General features: G+C 63.5%; 21 protein-coding genes and 1 pseudogene. 7 read left to right on the top strand and 15 right to left on the bottom strand.

Features of this window, described 5'->3' with window-relative positions:
- Nucleotides 1-307: 307 nt before the first annotated feature.
- Both C440_RS01730 and C440_RS01725 read right to left on the bottom strand, forming a co-directional pair.
- Complete coding sequence (locus C440_RS01730) at nt 308-592, bottom strand: hypothetical protein (RefSeq protein WP_241431970.1); 285 nt, start codon at nt 590-592, stop codon at nt 308-310.
- Between the two features lie 278 nt (nt 593-870).
- The gene (locus tag C440_RS01725) at nt 871-2,547 is read right to left on the bottom strand and encodes an acyl-CoA mutase large subunit family protein (RefSeq protein WP_008317662.1); all 1,677 of its coding nucleotides are present in this window, start codon (nt 2,545-2,547) and stop codon (nt 871-873) included.
- 140 nt (nt 2,548-2,687) lie between these two features.
- Between C440_RS01725 and C440_RS01720 the strand changes: the two genes are divergently transcribed.
- The 3 genes from C440_RS01720 to C440_RS01710 all read left to right on the top strand — a co-directional run bounded on the left by C440_RS01720 (nt 2,688) and on the right by C440_RS01710 (nt 4,634).
- The gene (locus C440_RS01720) at nt 2,688-3,356 is read left to right on the top strand and encodes an O-methyltransferase (protein ID WP_008317661.1); all 669 of its coding nucleotides are present in this window, start codon (nt 2,688-2,690) and stop codon (nt 3,354-3,356) included.
- 181 nt (nt 3,357-3,537) lie between these two features.
- Nucleotides 3,538-3,912, top strand: coding sequence for a nascent polypeptide-associated complex protein (locus tag C440_RS01715; RefSeq protein WP_008317659.1), 375 nt, complete (start codon nt 3,538-3,540; stop codon nt 3,910-3,912).
- Nucleotides 3,909-4,634: a tRNA (adenine-N1)-methyltransferase gene (locus C440_RS01710; RefSeq protein ID WP_008317655.1), complete on the top strand. Its 726-nt coding sequence runs from the start codon at nt 3,909-3,911 to the stop codon at nt 4,632-4,634. Before C440_RS01715 ends, C440_RS01710 begins: the two co-directional genes overlap by 4 nt.
- Before the next feature lie 66 nt (nt 4,635-4,700).
- Here C440_RS01710 and C440_RS01705 read toward each other — a convergent pair whose 3' ends face one another.
- The 4 genes from C440_RS01705 to C440_RS01690 all read right to left on the bottom strand — a co-directional run bounded on the left by C440_RS01705 (nt 4,701) and on the right by C440_RS01690 (nt 6,921).
- The gene (locus C440_RS01705) at nt 4,701-5,276 is read right to left on the bottom strand and encodes a DUF6517 family protein (protein WP_008317654.1); all 576 of its coding nucleotides are present in this window, start codon (nt 5,274-5,276) and stop codon (nt 4,701-4,703) included.
- A gap of 40 nt (nt 5,277-5,316) precedes the next feature.
- Nucleotides 5,317-5,637 carry a transcription factor S gene (locus C440_RS01700; RefSeq protein WP_049915113.1) on the bottom strand — a complete coding sequence of 107 codons (321 nt, stop codon included), beginning with the start codon at nt 5,635-5,637 and terminating at the stop codon, nt 5,317-5,319.
- A gap of 111 nt (nt 5,638-5,748) precedes the next feature.
- The gene (locus C440_RS01695; RefSeq protein ID WP_008317649.1) at nt 5,749-6,006 is read right to left on the bottom strand and encodes a DUF5789 family protein; all 258 of its coding nucleotides are present in this window, start codon (nt 6,004-6,006) and stop codon (nt 5,749-5,751) included.
- A 141-nt stretch (nt 6,007-6,147) separates the two neighbouring features.
- Entirely contained in the window at nt 6,148-6,921 is a 774-nt protein-coding gene (locus C440_RS01690) for an enoyl-CoA hydratase/isomerase family protein (protein ID WP_008317647.1), read from the bottom strand.
- A gap of 105 nt (nt 6,922-7,026) precedes the next feature.
- Here C440_RS01690 and C440_RS01685 point away from each other — a divergent pair, with 105 nt between their 5' ends.
- A complete protein-coding gene (locus C440_RS01685; RefSeq protein ID WP_008317645.1) occupies nt 7,027-7,527 on the top strand; it encodes a DUF5797 family protein in 501 nt (166 codons plus the stop codon).
- A gap of 44 nt (nt 7,528-7,571) precedes the next feature.
- Here the strand turns inward: C440_RS01685 and C440_RS01680 are convergent, their stop codons facing one another.
- From C440_RS01680 to C440_RS01670, 3 genes are all read right to left on the bottom strand, one after another.
- On the bottom strand, nt 7,572-8,171 hold the full coding sequence (locus tag C440_RS01680; RefSeq protein WP_008317642.1) for a class I SAM-dependent methyltransferase: 600 nt from the start codon (nt 8,169-8,171) through the stop codon (nt 7,572-7,574).
- A gap of 57 nt (nt 8,172-8,228) precedes the next feature.
- The gene (locus C440_RS01675; RefSeq protein ID WP_049915140.1) at nt 8,229-9,209 is read right to left on the bottom strand and encodes a DUF5787 family protein; all 981 of its coding nucleotides are present in this window, start codon (nt 9,207-9,209) and stop codon (nt 8,229-8,231) included.
- A gap of 93 nt (nt 9,210-9,302) precedes the next feature.
- Nucleotides 9,303-9,758 carry a bis(5'-nucleosyl)-tetraphosphatase gene (locus C440_RS01670; RefSeq protein WP_008317638.1) on the bottom strand — a complete coding sequence of 152 codons (456 nt, stop codon included), beginning with the start codon at nt 9,756-9,758 and terminating at the stop codon, nt 9,303-9,305.
- Between the two features lie 157 nt (nt 9,759-9,915).
- Here C440_RS01670 and C440_RS01665 point away from each other — a divergent pair, with 157 nt between their 5' ends.
- The gene (locus C440_RS01665; RefSeq protein ID WP_008317636.1) at nt 9,916-10,245 is read left to right on the top strand and encodes an uS10/mL48 family ribosomal protein; all 330 of its coding nucleotides are present in this window, start codon (nt 9,916-9,918) and stop codon (nt 10,243-10,245) included.
- Nucleotides 10,246-10,311: 66 nt separating this feature from the next.
- Here the strand turns inward: C440_RS01665 and C440_RS01660 are convergent, their stop codons facing one another.
- Both C440_RS01660 and C440_RS01655 read right to left on the bottom strand, forming a co-directional pair.
- Entirely contained in the window at nt 10,312-10,575 is a 264-nt protein-coding gene (locus C440_RS01660) for a DUF7513 family protein (RefSeq protein ID WP_008317634.1), read from the bottom strand.
- Nucleotides 10,572-12,122, bottom strand: a complete 1,551-nt coding sequence (locus tag C440_RS01655; protein WP_008317632.1) for a Na+/H+ antiporter NhaC family protein — start codon at nt 12,120-12,122, stop codon at nt 10,572-10,574. The genes C440_RS01660 and C440_RS01655 overlap by 4 nt, the downstream gene beginning before the upstream one ends.
- A 127-nt stretch (nt 12,123-12,249) precedes the next feature.
- Here C440_RS01655 and C440_RS01650 point away from each other — a divergent pair, with 127 nt between their 5' ends.
- Nucleotides 12,250-13,533: an amidohydrolase gene (locus tag C440_RS01650; RefSeq protein ID WP_008317630.1), complete on the top strand. Its 1,284-nt coding sequence runs from the start codon at nt 12,250-12,252 to the stop codon at nt 13,531-13,533.
- Nucleotides 13,534-13,630: 97 nt separating this feature from the next.
- A complete protein-coding gene (locus C440_RS01645; protein WP_008317628.1) occupies nt 13,631-14,731 on the top strand; it encodes a sensor histidine kinase in 1,101 nt (366 codons plus the stop codon).
- Here the strand turns inward: C440_RS01645 and C440_RS01640 are convergent.
- The 4 genes and pseudogenes from C440_RS01640 to C440_RS01625 form a co-directional block, all read right to left on the bottom strand.
- Nucleotides 14,706-16,082 (bottom strand): annotated as a pseudogene (locus C440_RS01640) (geranylgeranyl reductase family protein); the annotation flags it as partial. The gene C440_RS01645 and the pseudogene C440_RS01640 overlap by 26 nt on opposite strands.
- A gap of 175 nt (nt 16,083-16,257) precedes the next feature.
- Nucleotides 16,258-17,382: an ABC transporter permease gene (locus tag C440_RS01635; RefSeq protein ID WP_008317623.1), complete on the bottom strand. Its 1,125-nt coding sequence runs from the start codon at nt 17,380-17,382 to the stop codon at nt 16,258-16,260.
- Nucleotides 17,379-18,644, bottom strand: coding sequence for an ABC transporter permease (locus C440_RS01630; RefSeq protein WP_008317622.1), 1,266 nt, complete (start codon nt 18,642-18,644; stop codon nt 17,379-17,381). Before C440_RS01630 ends, C440_RS01635 begins: the two co-directional genes overlap by 4 nt.
- Entirely contained in the window at nt 18,641-20,197 is a 1,557-nt protein-coding gene (locus C440_RS01625; RefSeq protein WP_008317620.1) for an ABC transporter ATP-binding protein, read from the bottom strand. Before C440_RS01625 ends, C440_RS01630 begins: the two co-directional genes overlap by 4 nt.
- Nucleotides 20,198-20,368: the final 171 nt, after the last annotated feature.

Genomic DNA, 20,368 nt, shown 5'->3' with positions numbered 1-20,368 from the left:
GTTCCACGAAATTCCCGCTGAGCCGACAGCTTCCGCGGTGCGGTCGGGAAACGACAGTTCGAGCGCCGACGCAATTCGGTCGTCCATCAGTGGAACCATCACGTAGTGCAGTATCAAATTGCCGGGTATCTGTCAGTAACCGAGCGGCAGGCCGAATCTCGGAAGAAGAGCGCAGAGCGGGGGAACTACTCGGAAACTAGGGGTGGAAATGCGGTGTCAGCGGGTGGGGAGCGGACGCGACGGTGACGGAACTAAACCGGCGTCAGACGGCACCAAGTAGGCTGTCGAAGCCGGAGCGTGGTCGGATTTAATCGCCGGCGGTTCGAGCGACCGTCACTTCGAGTTGCGAACCGGGAACGCGAACGTTCACCGGGCCGCGCTCGATGCGGGCGACAGCGATTCTGGCGGCCAGCGTGACGGCGACGAACACCGTCGCCGCGACCAGCGAGACCACGGGATAGCTGGCGACGACGACCGCGCCGATGGTCAGCGCGATCATGATGGCCTGCACCGCGAACGGCGGGGCAGGGCTGTGGTGACGCGGAGGGTAATCAGATGCGGTACGAGTGTCTTGGGGATGTCTTCGTGACATTCGTTGAGTCGAATTGACAGTCGGATACGATACCGGGGGCTGAACGGGTAAAAAGCCCCACGACGAGACGGTCGCCTCCGAAGAGACGGCTAACTGGTGGTGCGGTGTCCGCACCGACGAAGGAGCGACCGACCGTGTGACGAGTTTAGAATCCAGTAAGAGGCATCGTAAATCCTCGTTAACGGCTACTTGGGGGAATATAATAAGTTTTCTCAGCCGGGTGAAAGTGTAGAACTAGTGACTGATTAGTAGAGACCAAATAGCTAAAAACGCCCGGGTCAGGCCATTCCGGGTTCGTACTCGCCGAACTCCTCGCGGAGGACGCCGCAAATTTCGCCAATCGTCGCGTAGGCTTTGACGGCATCGACGATGTAGGGCATCAGGTTCTCGTCCGAGTTCGCGGCGGAGCGAATCGCTTCGAGGGTGGTCTCGACGGCCTCGTCGTCGCGGGCGTCTTTCCGCGCCTCCAGCGATTCCACTTGCTTTTGCTCTTCTCTCTCCGAGACTTCCTGCACTTCGACGGTCGGCTCTTCGTCGACTTGGTACTTGTTGACGCCGACGATGGTTCGTTCGCCCGTTTCGATCTCGCGCTGGCGCTCGTAGGCGACGTCCTGAATCTCTCCTTGGACCCACTGGTTTTTCACCGCGTCGAGCATGCCGCCGCGTTCGTCCACTTCGTCGAGTAGTTCGAACGCTTCGTCTTCGATGTCGTCTGTCAGGGCTTCGACGTAGTAACTCCCCGCGAGCGGGTCGATAGTGTCGGCCGCGCCCGACTCGTGGGCGAGAATCTGCTGGGTTCGAAGCGCCGTCCGAACCGACTTTTCGGTCGGGAGCGACAGCGCCTCGTCTTTCCCGTTCGTGTGGAGCGACTGCGTCCCGCCGAGAACCGCCGCGAGCGCCTGATACGCGACGCGGACGACGTTGTTTTCGACCTGCTGGGCGGTGAGCGTCGAGCCGCCGGTCTGCGTGTGGAACTTCAGTTGCATCGACTTCGGGTTCTCCGCGCCGAAGCGCTCTTCCATGATTTTCGCCCACATGCGCCGGGCGGCGCGGAACTTCGACACCTCTTCGAGGATGTTGTTGTGCGCGTTGAAGAAAAACGAGAGTTGCGGCGCGAAGTCGTCAACGTCGAGACCAGCGTCAACCGCGGCTTGGACGTACTGGATGCCGTTGCCGAGCGTGAACGCGACTTCCTGTGCGGCCGTCGAACCGGCCTCGCGGATGTGGTAGCCGGAGATAGAAATCGTGTTGAACTTCGGCGTCTCCTCGGCACAGAACTCGAAGATATCAGTGATGAGTCGCATCGACGGCTCTGGCGGGAAGATGTAGAGGTTCCGCGCGATGTACTCTTTCATGATGTCGTTTTGGATGGTCCCGCGGAGTTGCTCGCGGGGGACGCCCTGTTTGTCGCCGAGCGCGACGTACATCGCCAAGAGCACCGCCGCGGGCGCGTTGATGGTCATCGACGTGGAGACCTCTCCGAGGTCGATGCCGTCGAAGACCGTCTCCATGTCGTGGAGGCTGTCGATGGCGACGCCGGATTTACCGACCTCGCCGGCGGCCATCATCGCGTCCGAGTCGTAGCCCATCTGCGTGGGCAGGTCGAACGCGAGCGAGAGTCCCGACGACCCGTTGTCGATGAGATACCGGAACCGTTCGTTCGTCTCGGCGGCCGTCCCGAACCCCGCGTACTGCCGCATCGTCCAGAGGCGACCGCGGTGCATCGTCGGGTAGACGCCGCGCGTGTACGGTTTCTCGCCGGGGAACCCGATATCCTCGTCGTAGTCGAGGTCCGTATCGGCCGGCGTGTAGAGTCGTTCGACGACGTTCCCGCCCGTATCCGTCGTGAACTCGTCTTTGCGCTCCCCGAAGCGGTCCAATGTCGGAGACAACGTCTCCTCCTCCCACTCGGCTTTCGCCTCCCGAATCGCTTCGAGTTCGTCGGGGTCAAACATGGTCGAAGATGTGATTTGTCTCCACTTAAGCGTACGCGGGTTACGGATGCGGTCGAAATTGCCGCCGGCGGCGCGGGCGCAACTTCGACAGAAGACGGGGCGGCGACGGAGTTTATCACGCTGGCGAACGCGCGGGACGTATGGATATTGTAAGCGACGAGACACGGCGGTTCCTCGCGGCGACCGCACCCGAACACGACGCGGTACAAGACGAGATGGCGGCGTACGCCTCCGAACACGGCTTTCCGATTATTGGTCCCGAGGCGGGTGGCGTCCTCCGATTTCTCGCCACCCTCGCGGGCGCGAAACGACTGTTCGAATTCGGGTCGGGATTCGGCTACTCGGCGACGTGGTTCGCCGGCGGGATGGCCGACGACGCCGAACTATTCCTGACCGAACACGACCCCGACGAACTCGACATGGCGCGCGAGTTCCTCGAACGAGCGGGTCTCGCCGACCGGAGCACCTTCCTCGAAGGCGACGCCCTCGAACTCGTCGAGACGATCGATGGGGAGTTCGACCTCGTCCTGTTCGACCACCAGAAACACCGCTACGCCGAGGCGTTTGACCTCGTCCGCGACCGCGTCGAAGTCGGCGGCGTCGTCGTCGCCGACAACGTGATGCGCGGGCCGATAGACTTCGGCGCGCTAACCGACTGGAGCGAGGGGACGGTACAGGCGCTCGACGGGGCGAACGCCGACACGCGCGGTATCGGTGCCTATCTCGACGCGGTTCGTTCCGACCCGCGGTACGAGACGATTGTGCTCCCCGTTGGCAACGGTCTCGCGGTCAGCACGCGAGTCGAATAGGTTACTCGGGACAAATCGGGGTCTGCTGGAGGTCGCTCCGGTAAGAGACGGGTGGGTCAAAAAGAGACGGCCGAACCGGCCGCTGACAGGGCGAATCGGCTCGGAGACCGCCGCAGGGCGGTAGAGGGCAGACGCAACGACGTTCGCCACGCTTTTGAGAGCCGACCCCGACCCTTCTGGTATGTTTGGAGGCGGCGGGATGAACCCGCGAAAGATGAAGCAGATGATGAAGCAGATGGGTATCGACGTCACCGAGCTCGACGCCGAGGAAGTCGTCATCAAGACGGCCGACGAGGAACTCGTCTTCTCGGACGCGCAGGTCACGCGCATGGACGCCCAAGGCCAAGAGACCTACCAAGTCGTCGGCGAACCCGAGACGCGCGAACTCGGTGCCAGTGACGACGCCGACGAGGCTGACGACGGGTCCGACGGTGGTATTCCGGACTCCGATATCGAGATCGTCGCACAGCGTGCCGGCGTCTCGAAAGACGAGGCGCGCGAAGCGCTGGAGGCCGAAGGTGGCGACCTCGCCGCGGCCATCGCAAATCTGGAGTGATACTCCTCGTCCACGGCGACCGGGAGTATCTCCGCGGTCCCGGTGAGGAACTCCACACTGACCTCGGAATGCTGACCGTCCCCGAAGACGTGGAACCGGGCCAGACGCTGGAGACGCACATCGGCGAGCCATTCCTCGTCCGTGAGCCTCGCGGTCCCGACCTGTTCAACCACTTCGAGCGCACTGGCGCGCCGATGATGCCGCGCGACATCGGCCTCATCGTAGGCCATACGGGCATCGCGGCGGGCGAACACGTCCTCGACGCCGGAACCGGAACGGGCGTCCTCTCGGCGTATCTCGGTCGTCTCGGCGTCGAAGTGACGACGTTCGAACGAAACGCCGACTTCGCCGACGTGGCGCGCGAGAACATGCGACTCGCGGGCGTCGAAGACCGCGTCGATGTCCGAACCGGCGACATCACCGACGAACTCGACGACCTCCGCGAGGCGGACTTCGACGTGCTCACGCTCGACACCGAGAACGCACCCGAAGTCGTCCGCGAAGCGCCGGATCTCCTCGTGACTGGCGGCTACGTCGCCGTTTACTCGCCGTTCGTCGAAGGGACGCGCGACACCGTCGAGGCCGCCCGCGAAGCGGGACTCTCCGACGTGGAGACCTTCGAGACGATTCAACGACACATGGACTTCGGCGAACGTGGCTCGCGCCCGTCTACCGCCGGCGTCGGCCACACCGGCTACCTCGTCTTCGCGCGCAACGAGTGAGCGACACCGGCGGCGAGATCGACCAGCGCAAACGGAACCACCGACCCGCCACCGCGGGACCGGATTTTATTTGATGCCCCGGACGATCTCGACGAACTCGTCTCTGAATCGCTCTGGGTCGAGACACTCGCGGAGTGCGGCGGCCGTCTCCTCGTCGCCGCCGACGATTTCTCGCGGATACGCGCTTCCGACTAACAGGAACTCGCCGTCGGCCGGAACCACCGCGAGGGAGGCGTCGGCCGTGAGTTCGACACCGCTGACCGTGATGGTCGCGGCGTATCGAACGATATCCGCCGTCTCGTTTCGGACGCCAAGCGTTCGGGAGTCGAGTCGGCGAATATCGGTGAATCCGCGGTTGCGGAGGCGGGACGTAAACTCGGTGGTCGCGCCGTTTCGGACGAGTCGAGTGAGCGCGACCGACGACGGCGTCCGCGGGCGGATGACGAGGCGACTGGCAAAGAGGAAGCGCCACGGATTGTCGTCGGGTGTGGGGACCTGCGCTCGGATGGCTTCGTCCTCGTAGACGACGGTTCGGGCGGTGACTCGGACCAGTCCGAATTGGTACAGTCGGTCGGTCGATTCATCGACGCGGGTCCACCCTTCGAGGGGCGGAAGTGTCGGCGGGGCTAGGGAATCGGCCATGCCACGGCGTACGGCGGGGACAGAGAAAAAAGCGAACCGCTCAGTGGTCGTCTTCGCGCCACTTGTGGTCGCACTCGACGCAGGTGAAAAAGCGCGTCTCGGACTCGTCGGCCGAGCGAATCTGCTTCATCTCGTAGCGCGCCACGTCGTGTTCACACTTCGGGCAGATCGCCTTCGTCGTCGGGCCGATTTCGGCGTTATCGACGTCGGACATATCGACGACTTCGCTCGATTCTTGGCCCTCGGTCGTGACCATCGCCTTTTCTTTTTCGCTGTCTCGTGCTTTCTCGTGGCCGTTCGGGCAGACCCAGACACCGTCCTGCGGCGTCATCAGGGACCCGCATTCGTCGCAGAACTCCATGATAGTACGACCTACCGCTTGAAGGACTTAAACGCCGGGGTTCCGCCGTGGTGTTTCGGGGCATGCTCGAAGGTCACGCGGAACGCGAAATCAGCCGCGACAGACACTCACTCAGGCGTCGCCGTCGGACTGCCCCGGTTCGCCGACCGCCTCGATAGGCATCACGTTGTTGAGTTCGTAGTAGAGGTCCGTCGCGCTGGCGAACTCGTCGGGGAGACACTGCCGTATCATCTCACCGAGGTCGGCGTTCCCGTCCGCCATGAGAACCGTCACGCCGTCGAACGCGGCCGCGGCGTCGCGCCGCGCGACCGGATATGAAAGCGAGTCGAGCACGGATTCGAGGCGACTCAGTTTGATCTCTTCTTGCATGATTAATAATCAACTTTAGATTACTTAGCCGTTGCAGGACGCGTGCTAACACGGAGAATCACGATGTGTCGTTCGTGGAGTCGAGACGCGAAGTCCGCCGCAGTGGGCAGAGAATCGAAGTTCTCGGGTCGGTCAGCGTCGTTATTCGAAGTTGGGGTCGCGCTTCTCCACGAAGGCGCTCATGCCCTCGCGTTGGTCGTGTGTCCCGAACAGGCCGCTCCAGACGCAGGCTTCGTAGTCGAGCGCGGCGTCTCGGGTCGCTTCGTGGGACATGTTGATGGCCGCTTTCGCTCCCGCGAGGGCGTGTCGCGGCTTCGACGCGAGGTCGGCAGTGAGTTCGTCGATGTGCGAGTCGAGTTGGTCGTGCGCGACGACTTCACCGACGATACCGTACTCGTGGGCGTCGCTGGCGTCGATACGCTCGCCGAAGAAGATGAGTCGCCGGGCGACTTCGTCGCCGACGAGTGCAGGCAGTCGGACGCTCCCGCCCCAACCGGGCATGATTCCGAGGTCGATTTCGGTCTGGCCGAGAAGCGCGCGCTCCGAGGCCACCCGGAGGTCACAGGCGAGCGCGAACTCCAAGCCGCCGCCGAAGGCGTAGCCGTTGATAGCCGCGATGGTCGGCGCGGGGAACTGTTCGAGGCGCGAGGCGATGCGGTGGCCCTGTTCTGCGTACTTCTGGGCCGCAGGCGTGCCGATATCCTGCATGTAACTGATGTCGGCACCCGCGATGAACGACTTGTCGCCGGCCCCGGTGAGAACGAGGACGCGCGCCTCCTCGGCTTCGGCCTCGTCGAGGGCTTCCTCGAACGCGTCGAGCGTGTCTTTGTTCATCGCGTTCATGTGGTCCGGTCGGTCGATGGTAATCGTCGCTACGTCGCCGTCCCAATCGAGTCGGAGCGTCTCCCAGCTCATAGCCGAGCCGACGGTTGGCATAGGGATAATGATTAACGTTCTGCGGCCGCGCTGAAGAATCCAATCCAGAACAACGTTATACCACCTCCCTCGAATCGTCCGAGTATGACGCTCTCCGACGAGGCGAAAGACCGACTCGCCGACATCGTCCGGCTTCAGCCGACGAAGAACAAAGAGCTACAGAACCGCTGGGACCTCGAAAGCGGGAGCGAGGTCCACCAATACCTCGAATCAGAGCTGAAAGACCACTACTACCGCGACGACAACAGCCTCATTCGCGCGACCGCCGAGGCGGCCGAACTCGTCGGCGTCGAACCCGGCGTCGAAAGCGACGGCGAAGAGGAGTCCGTTCCGAGCGTGATTCGTGTGCCAGCGCTCGAAGCCCGCGCCTTCGAGGTCGTCGCCGGTCCCGACGAGCGCTCCGAGAGCGTCGTCAGCGTCCTCAACAAACTCCGCGAGGCGTTCGATATCGACCCCGACGTGGACGACGTTCGGCGCGCGCTCCAGAGCCTCCGGCGAAAAGGCGTCGTCGAAGTCGTCTACAGAACCGTCCCGACGTTCCATCTCGCGGTCGAACGCGACGAAGTGGACGTCGAAGTCGTCTAACGTGGTGTGACCATCGCCCGACTGGACATGACAGTCGTCTTCCTCTACCGCGACGGTTCGAAAACCAGCCCGTAGTGGTACGGCGGGAGGTCGAACTGTGTGCACTCTGTCGCACCGATTGCGCTTTCGACCGCCGCGTTTGTCTCCGCGGGAGTGAGACGCAGGTCGGTCGGCGGCCCGCGGGGTTCGCCGTCGATTGCCGTCGCTTCTCGCGGAATGGCTCGCCAGTTGACGACGACGAGTCGCCCGCCGTCCGCGAGGACCGAAGCGGCTTCGGTCACGAATGCCTCGCGGTCTTCGATGCCGTGAAAAGCGTTTGCGATGAGCGCCACATCGACAGGCTCGGGGACGTGCTCGGAGAGCGACCGAGCGTCGCCGTGTTTCGTGACGACGTTACCGAGTTCCTGTTGGTCGGCGAGCTGTTCGAGGTCCGCGAGAAGCGACGCGTCGAGGTCGAGCGCGTACACCGGCGCAGGTGCGACGATGCGCGCGGCGGGGAGCGCAAAGTACCCGTCTCCGCTTCCGATTTCGACGAGACGGTCGCCCGCGGCGACGCCGAGTTCACGAAGTGTCTCACCGGGTGCGGGCCAAAGCTTGCCCCACCAGTCCCAGTCCGGAAGGTTCGTATTCTGAAACCGTTCCATAGAAGAGACGCGGGTCAGGGCGGCCTTAGCAGTTCTCACTCCGCACACACTCGCCGGTTATGGGTCGCGCTGTGGGTCGCCGATTCGCTCCCTGACGCGGTCGCGGCGGGCGGCCAGTATCCGTCGCACGCCCGCTCCCGGCCCGCCATCGATGGGCCAGCCGTTCATCCGCCACGCGGGTGGTTCCGGTTCGAACGCCGAACACGAGTGGGCGCACTCGCGTTGGCTCTGATAACAGCCCTTAGCGGCGCACTTCGGGACGAGCGCCCGCCCGCGGCGGTCGAGTTCGAAGTACCGACAGTCGGGCCGCATCGTCTCGACGTAGCTTCGCCACCCGCGGTCGTAGGCTCGCTCTGCGAGGACGAGTCGTCGCCGGGCGTCAGTCGGGTCCGGTGTGAGCGTACTCGGATGCCACAGCACCTCGGTCGAATCTTCGCCGACGGCGAGGATGCCGACCTCGACCGGTAAGTCCTCCAGTAAGGCGGGCTCGACCCGGTCGCCGGTCGCCTCGGTTGCGACCCACACTTCGTCCGCGAGCGCCCGCGACACGTCGTGTTCTAACTGGTCGGCGAGAGCGCGTGCGGCGCTCGCGTCGAGATTCGGTTTATTCTCGATGGCGACGATTCGCTCGACCCACTCCGGATACGGCACCGTCTGTCGGTACTCGACGCGGTTTCGCGTCCCGCGGCGCTTCTCGACCACCCCGCGGCCCGCCGCGCGATGGACCGCGGGAACGACGTGTCGCCACGGGAAGTCCGGTTCGGGGATGGCGTCGCGGTACCACGCCCAGTCGGCGGGTGCGTGCCGGACGACGCGGAGGAGGTCGGAGTCGAACCCGTCGGTCGAAAGCGCGCGGCGGGCGGCGAACGCCTCGGGGTCAACTTCGACGACGACCGTGTCCCACCGACGCTCGCGGGTCCCGAGCTGTCGGGCGACTATCGCGGGCCGTAGGCCGTCTGGATGCCACGCGCGTTCCGCCCAGCGGCAGACGCGCAGTTCGAAGGCGAACTCCGGGTCGCGGTCGGTGGCGTCACTCACGGCCGGGAGTCCGCGCGGGAACGGGAAGGCGTTTCGGTCGGCTGGCATCGCTCCACCTAACAGAAAAGACGGCGCGGTCGAAATCAACCGCCGCTACTTCAGATACTTGTGGTCGCCTTCGTTCTTCGCGGCGAGTTCGTCGAGAAACTGGTGTGCGCGCTCGAAAATCTCGCGCGGCCCGTCTTGTGTGATGGTGTTGATCGCCTGTTCGTAGTCGCGCCACTGAAGGTCGCGGTGCTCGGTCGAAAGCTCCGCTGACGCCTCGAAAGAGCGTGCGATAAACAGGTGTACCGTCTTGTGAATCGTCGTGCCGTTCGCCTCGAAGACGTAATCGTAGTCCTTGCGGAAGCCGTCGATGAGGCGAAAATCCGAGATTCCGGCCTCCTCTTTGACTTCTCTGATTGCCGTTTGCTGAAGCTCCTCGTCCCCTTCGACCCCGCCTTTCGGGAACTCCCAGTCCCCGGGACGGCTCTTCAGGAGCAGATACTCCCTCCGGCCGCGGGTGTCGCGGAAGAGAATGGCTCCAGCACTGACCGCTTCGACTGCCATTACCCGAAATAAATGTGCCGCCCTTTAAGAGGGTATCGGAGGCTGAACTGTGTTGACACGGTTATTCATCCGGGTTCGCCCGCGACGAGGCGTCACTCCCGAGTTCGTGTAGATGCGCTTTTACCGTCGGAGCATCCAACACTGGGTAGTACCCAGCATGCCCTTCGTCACAAAACTCACCTTCCAAAGCGGTGATAAGGCGGTGCTCGACAGAGTCGTCGGGGACCTCAAAGAGTACGTCGAACGAAAAGGAGCCGAGTGCCGCGGCCCGCACGCCGACCAGCCGAAACAGGTGAGCGTCCCGCAGTACCGGACGCTCCAACCCGGTGACCAGTTCTCGTCGTGGTCGTATCCGGTCTACACGCGCCGTATCGAGATTCACGGTGCGGACCACATCGCCCGTGAGGTCGGCCACAAGGAGTTCCCCGACAGCGTCCACATCGAAATCGAAGTCGAACAGAAGAAACCGCTCGGGCACCGTCGCTGACGCGATAGTCGAGTTAAAAAAATAGACGTCGGTCGTTTTCCGGTTCGACGTCGCCGACGATGCGGCTTAGCCGTCGGGACCGAGCACTTCGACGAGTTCGCCGGTACCGACGTGCGAGTCCGAGTCGAACGACGTGACTTTCAGACGAACTTTATCTTCGACAGCGGCGTCCTGTCCGTCCGCGACGCGAATAACCGAGTCGCCGACGCGAATCGAGAGACCGCTTCCGTTGTGTTCGCTGACGTACGCGGTGATGGTTTCGCCGGGTTCGAACTCGGGGGTCGCAGTGCGGAACGTCCAGCCTGCGAAGATTTTGTCGAGACGGCTCATACGCGACTCACCTCCTCACTGGTACGGTCGGAGACGTACTCGCGGCCGTAGCCGGTCCACGCGGCGAGCAGGAACACGCCGACGAGGAACCAGCCGTGGAACACGTACGGGAAGACGGACGCGGGGTTCACGAGCATCTGCTGGGTGAACCACGGCGTCGCTTCGCCGCCGACGAGTCCCTGCATGGCCCCGTAGCCGGCGAGGAGTCCACCGCCCCACGGGAAGATGTACCCGAGCGCCGAGGTGTTGGCGTCGAGGATGTTGGCGCGGCGGTAGCCGTTGATATTGAAGCGCTTGCCGAGCGTGGCGACGTAGGGCGCGATGGCGATTTCGGCCGCCGTGTTGATGGTGACCGTCGCGTTCACGAGCGCCGTGCCGAGAACCATCGTGGTCTCCGCGCGGCGAACGGTCGTTGCGACGGTGTCGATGATGAGTTCCTGAATCGCGTCGAACCCGCCGCCGGCGCGCATGACTTCAGCGCCCGCGACGAGGAGCAACGTCAGGACGATGAGCGGGAAGAACCCGACTGCACCGGAGTAGATGCTCCCGCCGACGCCGGCCTGTGCGCCGGGGACGGTTTCGACAACTGCGCCGATGATGGGGAGCGCGTCGATCATCTGCGTGAAGCCGTTCTGCGGCGCGCTAAACAGAAGCATGCTTCCAGCGGAGACGTCGATGAGGCCTGCCGCGCCGAATGCGACGTTGAACACTGCGGCGAGGATGAGACCCCACGAGACGGCCTCGATGATGTGCCGACCGCGGATGGCGAGCGCGATGACCACGGCGATGTCGAGCAGGTGAACGAGACCCCACGGCGACACCGACGCGGAGACTTGCCCGGTCACGTCCGCGTGCGGCATACCGCTCCACACGCCAGGGATACCGAATCCGGCGACGAGGTACGCCGCGATTGCGAACGCCGCCGCGACGACGGCGTATTTCACGCGAGACGCGACGACGCCGCCGATGTCGGCGTCTTGGGTCACCGCGGAGACGATAGTCGTGTCACTGACGGGTGCAAGGTTGTCCCCGAAGACAGCCCCGGAGAGAATCGCACCGAACAGCAGTACTGGGTTTGCGCCGAGGAGGAGTCCCGCCGGGAAGACGAGGCTCGTGAAGGCGATTGCGGTGCCGTAGCCGGTACCGATGCCCGTCGCAAGGAGCGCCGCGAGCAGGAACGTCGCCGCCGGGAACAACCCGGGACCGACGTTCAGTACCGTTGCGGCCCAAACGAGACCATCGACGAAGCCGCCGACCTGGATGGTCTCAGCGAACATGCCCGCCCAGAGCCACGCAACCACGGCGGTCGCGGCGACCCGGCGAGTCATGCCGGCAAAGATGACATCCGCATACTCCTTCCAGTCCCCCCGGACAAACAGCATTCCCACGATGAGTCCTGTCAGCATCCCCGCGACGAGTCCGGTCGTATCGCCGATACCGAGGAAACCACTTTGGAATATCGCCCACGCGATGAACAGGGCGATGGGGAGCGCACTGACGAGGCGCCCACCACGGAAACTAAGCTCGATGTCCGGTTCTTCTGGCATCGTCTGTCACACTTTCGGTCTGGTATATAATAGGCACGAATTTCCTCCAATTAGTTAGTCAAGAATTCGAGTTTACTTCTACATCGTCACAAGAGTTTATCATGATTCGCGGGAAAACGGACGCACGATGAGCCAACAAGCGTCGATAGAGGAACTCGTGTCGTTCCGGCGCGACCTTCACCGACACCCCGAACCGGCGTGGCGCGAGTTCTACACCACCGCCCGCATCGTGGACGAACTGGAAACGCGCGACCTCGATGCGCTCTACGTCGGCCCCGAGATACTCGACGCCGACGAGCGGATGGCCGTCCCCGACGACGACGAACTCTCCACGTGGTTCGAACGAGCGCGTGAGGCTGGCGCGCGGGCGGACATCCTCGACCGACTCGCCGGCGGCTACACGGGCGCGCTCGCCGTCCTCGAACGCGGCGAGGGACCGACTGTCGCTCTCCGCGTGGATATCGACGCACTCCCGATTACCGAGTCCGACGACGACGACCACGTTCCCGCGGCGGAGGGATTCCGCTCCGAAACGGAGGGGTTCATGCACGCCTGCGGGCACGACGCCCACGCGACTATCGGTCTCGGCGTGCTCGACGCCGTCGCCAACTCCGACTTTCAGGGGACATTCAAGGTGTTTTTCCAACCCAGCGAGGAACTCGTCGCCGGCGCAAAAGCCGTCGCCGAGAGCGGCCACCTCGACGACGTGGACTACTTGCTCGCGGTGCACGTTGGTCTCGACCACCCGACCGGCGAAGTCGTCTGCGGCGTCGATGGTTTCCTCGCCGTCTCGCACTTCCGCGCGGAGTTCGCCGGTGCGCCGGCCCACGCAGGAGCCAAACCCGAAGCGGGGAACAACGCGAACCTCGCGGCCGCCGCGGCCACCCAGAACCTCTACGGTATCTCCCGGCACTCGGACGGCGCGACCCGCGTCAACGTCGGCTTGATGGGCGGCGGCACCGCCACGAACATCATCGCAGAAGAGTCGTTCATCGAAGGCGAGGTTCGCGGTGAGACGACCGAACTCATGGAGTACATGGAAGACCGCGCCCACACCGTCATCGAGTCGGCCGCCGCGATGTACGACTGCGATGTCGAAATCACAGTCGAGGGGAAAGCCCCGAGCGCTCGGAGCGACGACGCGCTCGCAACTATCGTCGGAGATGTGAGCGACCGCGTTGACGACGTCAGTCCGGTCCTCCGAAGCGACGAACTCGGTGGGAGCGAGGACGCGACGTATCTCATGCAACGCGTCCAAGACAACGGCGGGTTGGCTTCGTACGTCGTCGTCGGCACCGACCACCCCGGCGGCCACCACACCCGGACCTTCGATGTCGATGAAGAGACGATCCGTCTCGCCATCGACGTGCTCTCGGGAAGCGTCAACCGCATCGCCGCAGACAAGCCCTGAAGCGGGCCGCTTCGTCACGTTTCGATAGAGACGGTGACGACCGACAGAAATCGATACGCCAGCGCTTATTTGTCCCCCCCGTGCATAGCCGCCAGCGATGGGGCCGTTACGAGGTGAATCGACCGAGGACGCCGACTTTCGGCCGAGTTTGGCCCTTATCGGCGTCGTTGCCGGTGTCTCCGGCGTGCAGGTCGCCCTCTTTTCGGACGTCCCGGACGTCTCGTTGCTCCGGTTCGTCGTCGAACTGCTCTTAGTTCCGCTTCCCCTCCTCGGCTCGTTCGCCCTCGTCGCGGTTCGTGACGCACAGACCGTCTGGCGGCCGCTCTACGCCGGTACCCTCCTCGTCGGCGTCTACGCCGTGACCGACGCACTCGGCGAGGTTGTCGTCCAACCCGACGCGTTCGCTATCGTCTTCGAAGACGGCGCGTTGCTGGCCGGGGCGCTCGCGCTCGCCGTCGGCGCGAAGCGATGGTCGTCCCGACGCGACGCGCGAGAAGCTGACCTCCGCCGACGAAACGACCGACTCGACCAGTTCGCACAGGTCGTCACTCACGACCTGCGAAACCCGCTGAACGTCGCGCAGATGCGTCTCGAACTCGCACGCGAGGGTCACGGCACCGAGCACCTCGGAACGGTCGCAGACGCCCACGACCGCATGGAGGCGCTCATTCAGGACGTGTTGGAACTCGCTCGGAGCGGTGAGACCGTCGGCGAGACCGAACCCGTCGGCCTTGCGAGCGTCGCCGCGAGCGCGGTTGCGAACTCCAGTCTCGACGCCGCCAGTCTGACCGTCGAAGCCGACGCCGAGTTACAGGCGAACCCCGAGCGACTCACTGCCGTCTTCGAGAATCTCTTTCGAAACGCCGTCGAACACGGCGCCGACGGCGGTCACGCGTCCGGTCGAGACGGGTCGAATCCGGCGTCCGACGTCCACGTCCGAGTCGGCCCGCTCGAAGACGGCTTTTTCGTGGAAGACGACGGGTCGGGAATCCCGCCGGAAGAACACGACCGCATCTTCGAGTCCGGTTACACGACAGACCCGGACGGGACGGGTCTCGGTCTCGCCATCGTCTCCGGCGTCGCCGACGCGCACGGCTGGTCGGTTCGCGCGACGACCGGAAAATCGGGGGGTGCCCGGTTCGAGTTTCGGGACGTGACGTTCGCCGACGAAGTTAGTACTTCGGCGACGCGCCAGTGACTTCGTAGATATCGTCCATGATGCGGTCGCGTTCGACCTTCCAGCCGTCGAGCGCGCTCGGTCTGCTCGGGTAGCGGCCGTAGTGAGCCATCAGTTCGTCGGCGAGGCGCTTTACCTTGAAGAAGTTGTAAATCTGACCCCAGTGGCCGTAGCTCGACGCGGCGGTCCGTGCGAGAAGCGTCGGGCCGAACGAGGTCGTTCCGGAGTAGAGCGCTTCGGCGAGTTTCTCGCCGGGGATGGAGGCGATAAGCCCCATGAGGTCGTCCACGTCAACGGCCGTCGAGAGGATGTTGTACACGTCGAGGCTGGCATAGCGGCCGCCGAAGTGGTCCATGACGCGCTGGTTGTACCGCCAGAGCGTCTCCTCGCTCACGTCGCCCGCTTCGAGCGCGATGGTGGCCTGCTCGCCGGCGTAAGAGCCGGCGTAGGCGGCCCCGGCGATGCCGCCGCCGGTCGTCGGGTTGACGTGGGCCGCGGCGTCGCCGACGGCCATGTAACCGGGGGCGGTCGCCGAGTCGTACGGGCGGCGCGTCGGCAACGCGGCACCGAGTTTGTCGATGACTTCCGCGTCGTCGAACTCGGGGCGGGCGCGGAGGTCCTTTTTCAGGTCGTCAACGAGTTCCATCGGCTCTTCTGTCATCTGGAAGCCAAGCCCGGCGTTGATTTCCGTCTCGGTTCGCGGGAAATACCAGACGTAGCCCGCGGCGACTTCGGCGGGCTTGAACACGAGCGCATCAGACCACTCGACGGGTTCGGGAACCTCGACGACTTCGCGGTAGGCCGACGAGAAGTGCTGGTACGAGACGTTCGTGTCGAACGTCGCGTCGGAGAAATCGACTTTGTCCTGGAGAAGCGACAGCGAGCCAGCACCGTCGATGACGATGTCTGCGTCGAACTCGACGGCCTCGCCGTCGTGTTTCGCGCGGATGCCGGTGACGCGGCCGTCGTCGTCCTGTTTCACGTCTTGGACGACGGTGTCGTAATGGAATTCCGCGCCGGCTTCGTCGGCACCTTCGATGATGAGACGGCCGTACTCCCAGCGGTCGATAACGGCGAGTTCGCCGGGTACGGGGATGTCGAGAACGGTATCTTCTTGCGGGATTTCGAAGCGACCGTGGTCAACCTCGGTGTTCGTGAACGCGGGTTCGATTTTCGACTTCGGAATCACGTCGGGGAACGCGTCCGCACCCTTCAGCGCGTCGCCGCACGCGATGTGTCCGGCTTCCTCCGCGGACTTTCGCTCGACGATTGTCACGTCGTAGCCCGCTCGTGCGATAGTCGCGGCGGCGTAGCACCCGGAGGTGCCTGCACCGACGACCACCACGTCGTACTCGTGTGTGGACATGGTATCACCTCCATATCGCGGGCTGAAAACTCTTTACTCCCGCATCGGTCGTTCGACCGACGACGACGCAACCGCTGGGAATCGGCGTCGAAAGAATTGGCGTCGAAAGAATTGGCGTCGAAAGAATCGGGGAAGAACCGGGGAAGAATCGAGGGAAATCGAGAGGCCGAGCGACGGTTCGTTACCGGTTGTCGTCGCCGCTGTCGTAGTGTTCGCCCGCCGCAGACGGGATGTACGTCCGGCCGACGAACGCGAGGATGACGATGACCATGATGTACGGAATCGTCTGGATGATCGAATCCGGGAGCGTGTAGCCCTGTACCTGCTGGAGGCGAATCTGGACGGCGTCCAGCCCCGCAAAGAGGAACGACGCGCCGAACGCACCGACCGGGTTGTAGTTCCCGAAGAGGTACGCGACGATGGCGATGAAGCCCTTGCCGTTGACCATCGTCTGGTTGTTACCGATGAACTGGCCGAGACCGAGCGACAGCGCGGCACCGCCGATGCCGGAGAGGAAACCCGAAAGGAGCACGCCAGCGTAGCGGACGCGACTCACGTTGACGCCGACGGTGTCGAGCGCCTTCGGGTTCTCACCGGATGCGCGGATGTGGCGGCCGAACGCCGTCCGGTTCAGGACATACCACGACGCGGGGACGGCGACGAGCATCATGTACACCGCCGGGCTGGCGTCGAAGAACGCACCGAAGAACCCGAGGTCCGAAAGGTACGGAATCGTCCACGTCCCAAGCGACGTGCCGAGGTTGTCGGTGTTGACGCCGCCGTAGTAGACGGTGGCGACGAACGGCGCCAGCCCGAGCGCGATGAGCCAGACGGCGAGTCCGGCGATGATTTGGTCGGCCTTGTAGCGGATACAGACCACGGCGAAGATAGCCGAGAAAAGCACCGACGCGAGAATACCCGCGAAGAAGCCGATCCAAATCGCGGTGAGGCTGACATCGACGATGGGGATGGTGAGAAGGACGGTCCCGGGGCCGATGACGGCCGTCGTGATGACCGCCGTAAACGCCGAGATGATGAGTAGCCCTTCGAGACCGATGTTGATGACGCCCGATTTCTCCGCGAAGATACCGCCGAGCGCGGCGAACGTAATCGGAACCGAGAGCCGAAGTGCCGATTCGAGGGTACTGCGACTCGTGACGATGCCGAGGAGACTCGCCCAGATACTCTCCGGGAAGACGAGTCCGAGGAGCGCGATGAGAACGAACACCCCCACTGCGCCGCCGACGAGCGTCGCTCTGTAGGACAGGTCAGTCTCGCGGAGTTGACTCAGTGTAGACGTGCTCATTCGTCGTCACCTCCCGAGAGAGGTTCGCCGCCGTCGGTCGCAACGGCCTCGCGGCCCTGTGTCGTCGTGAATCTGGTTCCAAGCATGCGGAAGAACTCGGGCATGGCGACGAACAAGATGATGAGACCGCGGAGGACGCCGACGAGTTGTTTCGGGACGCCCGTCTGGAACTGCACTGCGAGCGACCCGGATTTGAGCGTCCCGAACAGGAGCGCCGCCGGGACGATACCGAACGGGTTGTTCCCCGCGAGGATGGAGACGGTGATGCCGTCGAATCCGAGCGACGGCACGTCAGTCAGCCAGTTTCCGATAACCATGAGCACCCAGATAGCCCCGCCGATGCCGCCGAGAGCACCGGAGAGGAACATACTGACGACAGTCGTTCGTTTGGCATCGACACCGCCGTACTCGGCGGCTTCGGGCTGTTCGCCGCTCGTCCTGAGGTCGTAGCCGAGCGAGGTACGTTCGAGGAGGTACCAGACGCCGACGACGAGTGCGAGACCGAAGCCGAGCGCGAGAATCGAAAAGTCACTCCCCTTCGGGAACGCGATGGGGAGAATCGTCCCCCAGTCCGGAATCGGAGCCGTCTCGATGACCTGCGAGTCGGGGTTGCGGAAGAACTCGCTGACGAGTACCTTTGCGATGCCCGCCGCGATGAAATTCAACATGATCGTCGTGATGACCTCGTTCGCATCCGAGTAGGCCTTGAGTGCGCCCGGAATCGCGCCGTAGAGACCGCCGACTACCGCGCCGACGAGGACGGCGAGCGGAATCAAGATGAGACCGCCGACGACGCCACCCGGAAGGAGCGGCGCGACGAAGACCGCAAAAAGCGCCGTCGCAAGGCCGCCGAGGACGAGTTGACCCTGCGTTCCGATGTTGAACAGGCCCGCACGGAAGGCGACGGCCACCGAGAGACCGGTGAAGATGAGCAGTGTCGTCTCCTTGAGGGTAAAGGCGAGTCCGAAGCTAAGTGGGTTCCAGTCGGGATTGAACAGACCAGGACTGTCGAGAAGGAAGGGTTGACCGAGCGCACCGTTGAACAAGACGAGATACACGTCGAGCGGGTCGTAACAGAACCCGACGCCGAACAGTGTTGTTGCCGCCGTTTGACAGGTGGCGACGCGTCCAGAGACGAGGACGATGACTGCTCCGATGAGCGTCGCCAAGACGAGCGCGGCGAAACTGATGAGAATCCGCTCCATCGCCGACGCGCTGGCGAGACGGCGGAGGACGGCTTTCCCGCGGCCGTCGGCGCTCATTGGGCGTCACCCACGGGCGATTCCGCACTCGTATTCGTGGGTGTTCGTTCGCCGGCCATGAGCAGGCCAATCTCTTCTTCGGTGGTGTTGCGTGGGTCTACGATGTCCATGAGTTCGCCGTCGTGCATGACGCCGAGGCGGTCCGAGAGTCCCTGTACCTCGTCGAGTTTCGAAGAGACGAGAAGCACGGCCTTCCCCTGTCGCCGGAGGTCCAAGAGCCGTTCGTGGATGAACTCCATCGCGCCGATGTCAACGCCGCGTGTCGGGTGGGTGGCGACGACGAAATCCGGTTCGCGCTCGAACTCCCGGCCGACGATGAACTTCTGTTGGTTACCGCCGGAGAAGGATTCGGCGTCGGCGGTGGCGTGAGGTGGCCGCACGTCGTACTCGTCGATGATTCGCTCGGTGTGGTCTCGCGCGCCGGGCCAGTCGATCTGCCCCCCCGAGGAGAATTTCGGGCTGTGTTGACTACCGAGGATGCTGTTCTGTACGAGGTCGAAATCCATCACGAGACCGCGTTCGTGACGGTCCTCGGGGATGTAGGCCATCCCGTCGTCGATGCGTGACCGGCGTGACGCGCGGGTGATGTTCCGTCCCTTGTAGGAAATCGTCCCGTCAGTCGGGGTTCGAAGGCCGGTGATAGCTTCGACGAGTTGCGACTGTCCGTTGCCGTCAACGCCGGCGATACCGAACACCTCGCCTTCTCGAATATCGAACGAAACGTCGGTTACCGCCGGAATTCCGCGATTGTCGTCCACGTGGAGTCCATCGACGGAGAGAATCCGGTCGCCCGGCGCTTGCGGTTCGGCCTTCGGGTCGAGAAGGACCTCACGACCGACCATCAGTTCGGCGAGTTCCTCGCTCGTGGTCTCGTCCGTTTTTACCGTGCCGACGTTTTTCCCGTCGCGGAGGACGGTGATATCGTCGGCGGCGTGCATGGCCTCACCGAGCTTGTGGCTGATGAAAATAATCGTCTTGCCTTGCTCTGTGAGTTCCTCGAAGACGTAAAACAGCTCTTCGACCTCCTGCGGTGTGAGAACCGCAGTCGGCTCGTCCAGAATGAGGATGTCCGCACCGCGATAGAGTGCTTTCAGAATCTCGACGCGCTGTTGAACGCCGACACTCACGTCCTCGATAGTGTCGTCGGGGTTCACGTCGAATCCGTATCGGTTCGAGAGGTCGATGACCTCTTGGCGCGCGCGCTTCCGGTCGATGGTCGTTCCGAGCCACTTTCGCGGTTCGTTACCGAGGACGATGTTCTCGGCGACCGTCATGGGGTCAACCAGCATGAAGTGCTGGTGAATCATACCGATTCCGGCGTCGATTGCGTCCGCAGGGGAGTCGAAATCCTGCGGCTCGTCGTCAATGTATACGGTTCCCTCTGTGGGTTCATAGAGCCCGTAGAGGATGTTCATCAACGTCGTCTTACCGGCCCCGTTTTCTCCCAGAAGTGCGTGCACCGTGCCTCGCTCGACGGTCAGGTCCACCTCGTCGTTGGCTACGACGCCGGGGAACCGTTTGGTGATTTCGTCGAGATGAACAGCGGTGCTCATCTTAACCCATTTTTCGGGGGGGTTTGCTTAAACTCGTGGTATTCGAGTCGCCGCGGGATTCGTCCACACGGTGTGTCGAGCCAATTTACGGGCGATTCGAATTGCTCACCACAGTATCACGTTCTGCGGTCGAAAACGGCGTTTCCCTCCCCGATAATACGGGGACTGCTC

The sequence above is a fragment of the Haloferax mucosum ATCC BAA-1512 genome, assembly GCF_000337815.1.
GTDB lineage: Archaea > Halobacteriota > Halobacteria > Halobacteriales > Haloferacaceae > Haloferax > Haloferax mucosum.
The sequence above is the reverse complement of the archived record's forward strand: the minus strand, read 5'-3'. Positions and strand labels throughout refer to the sequence as shown.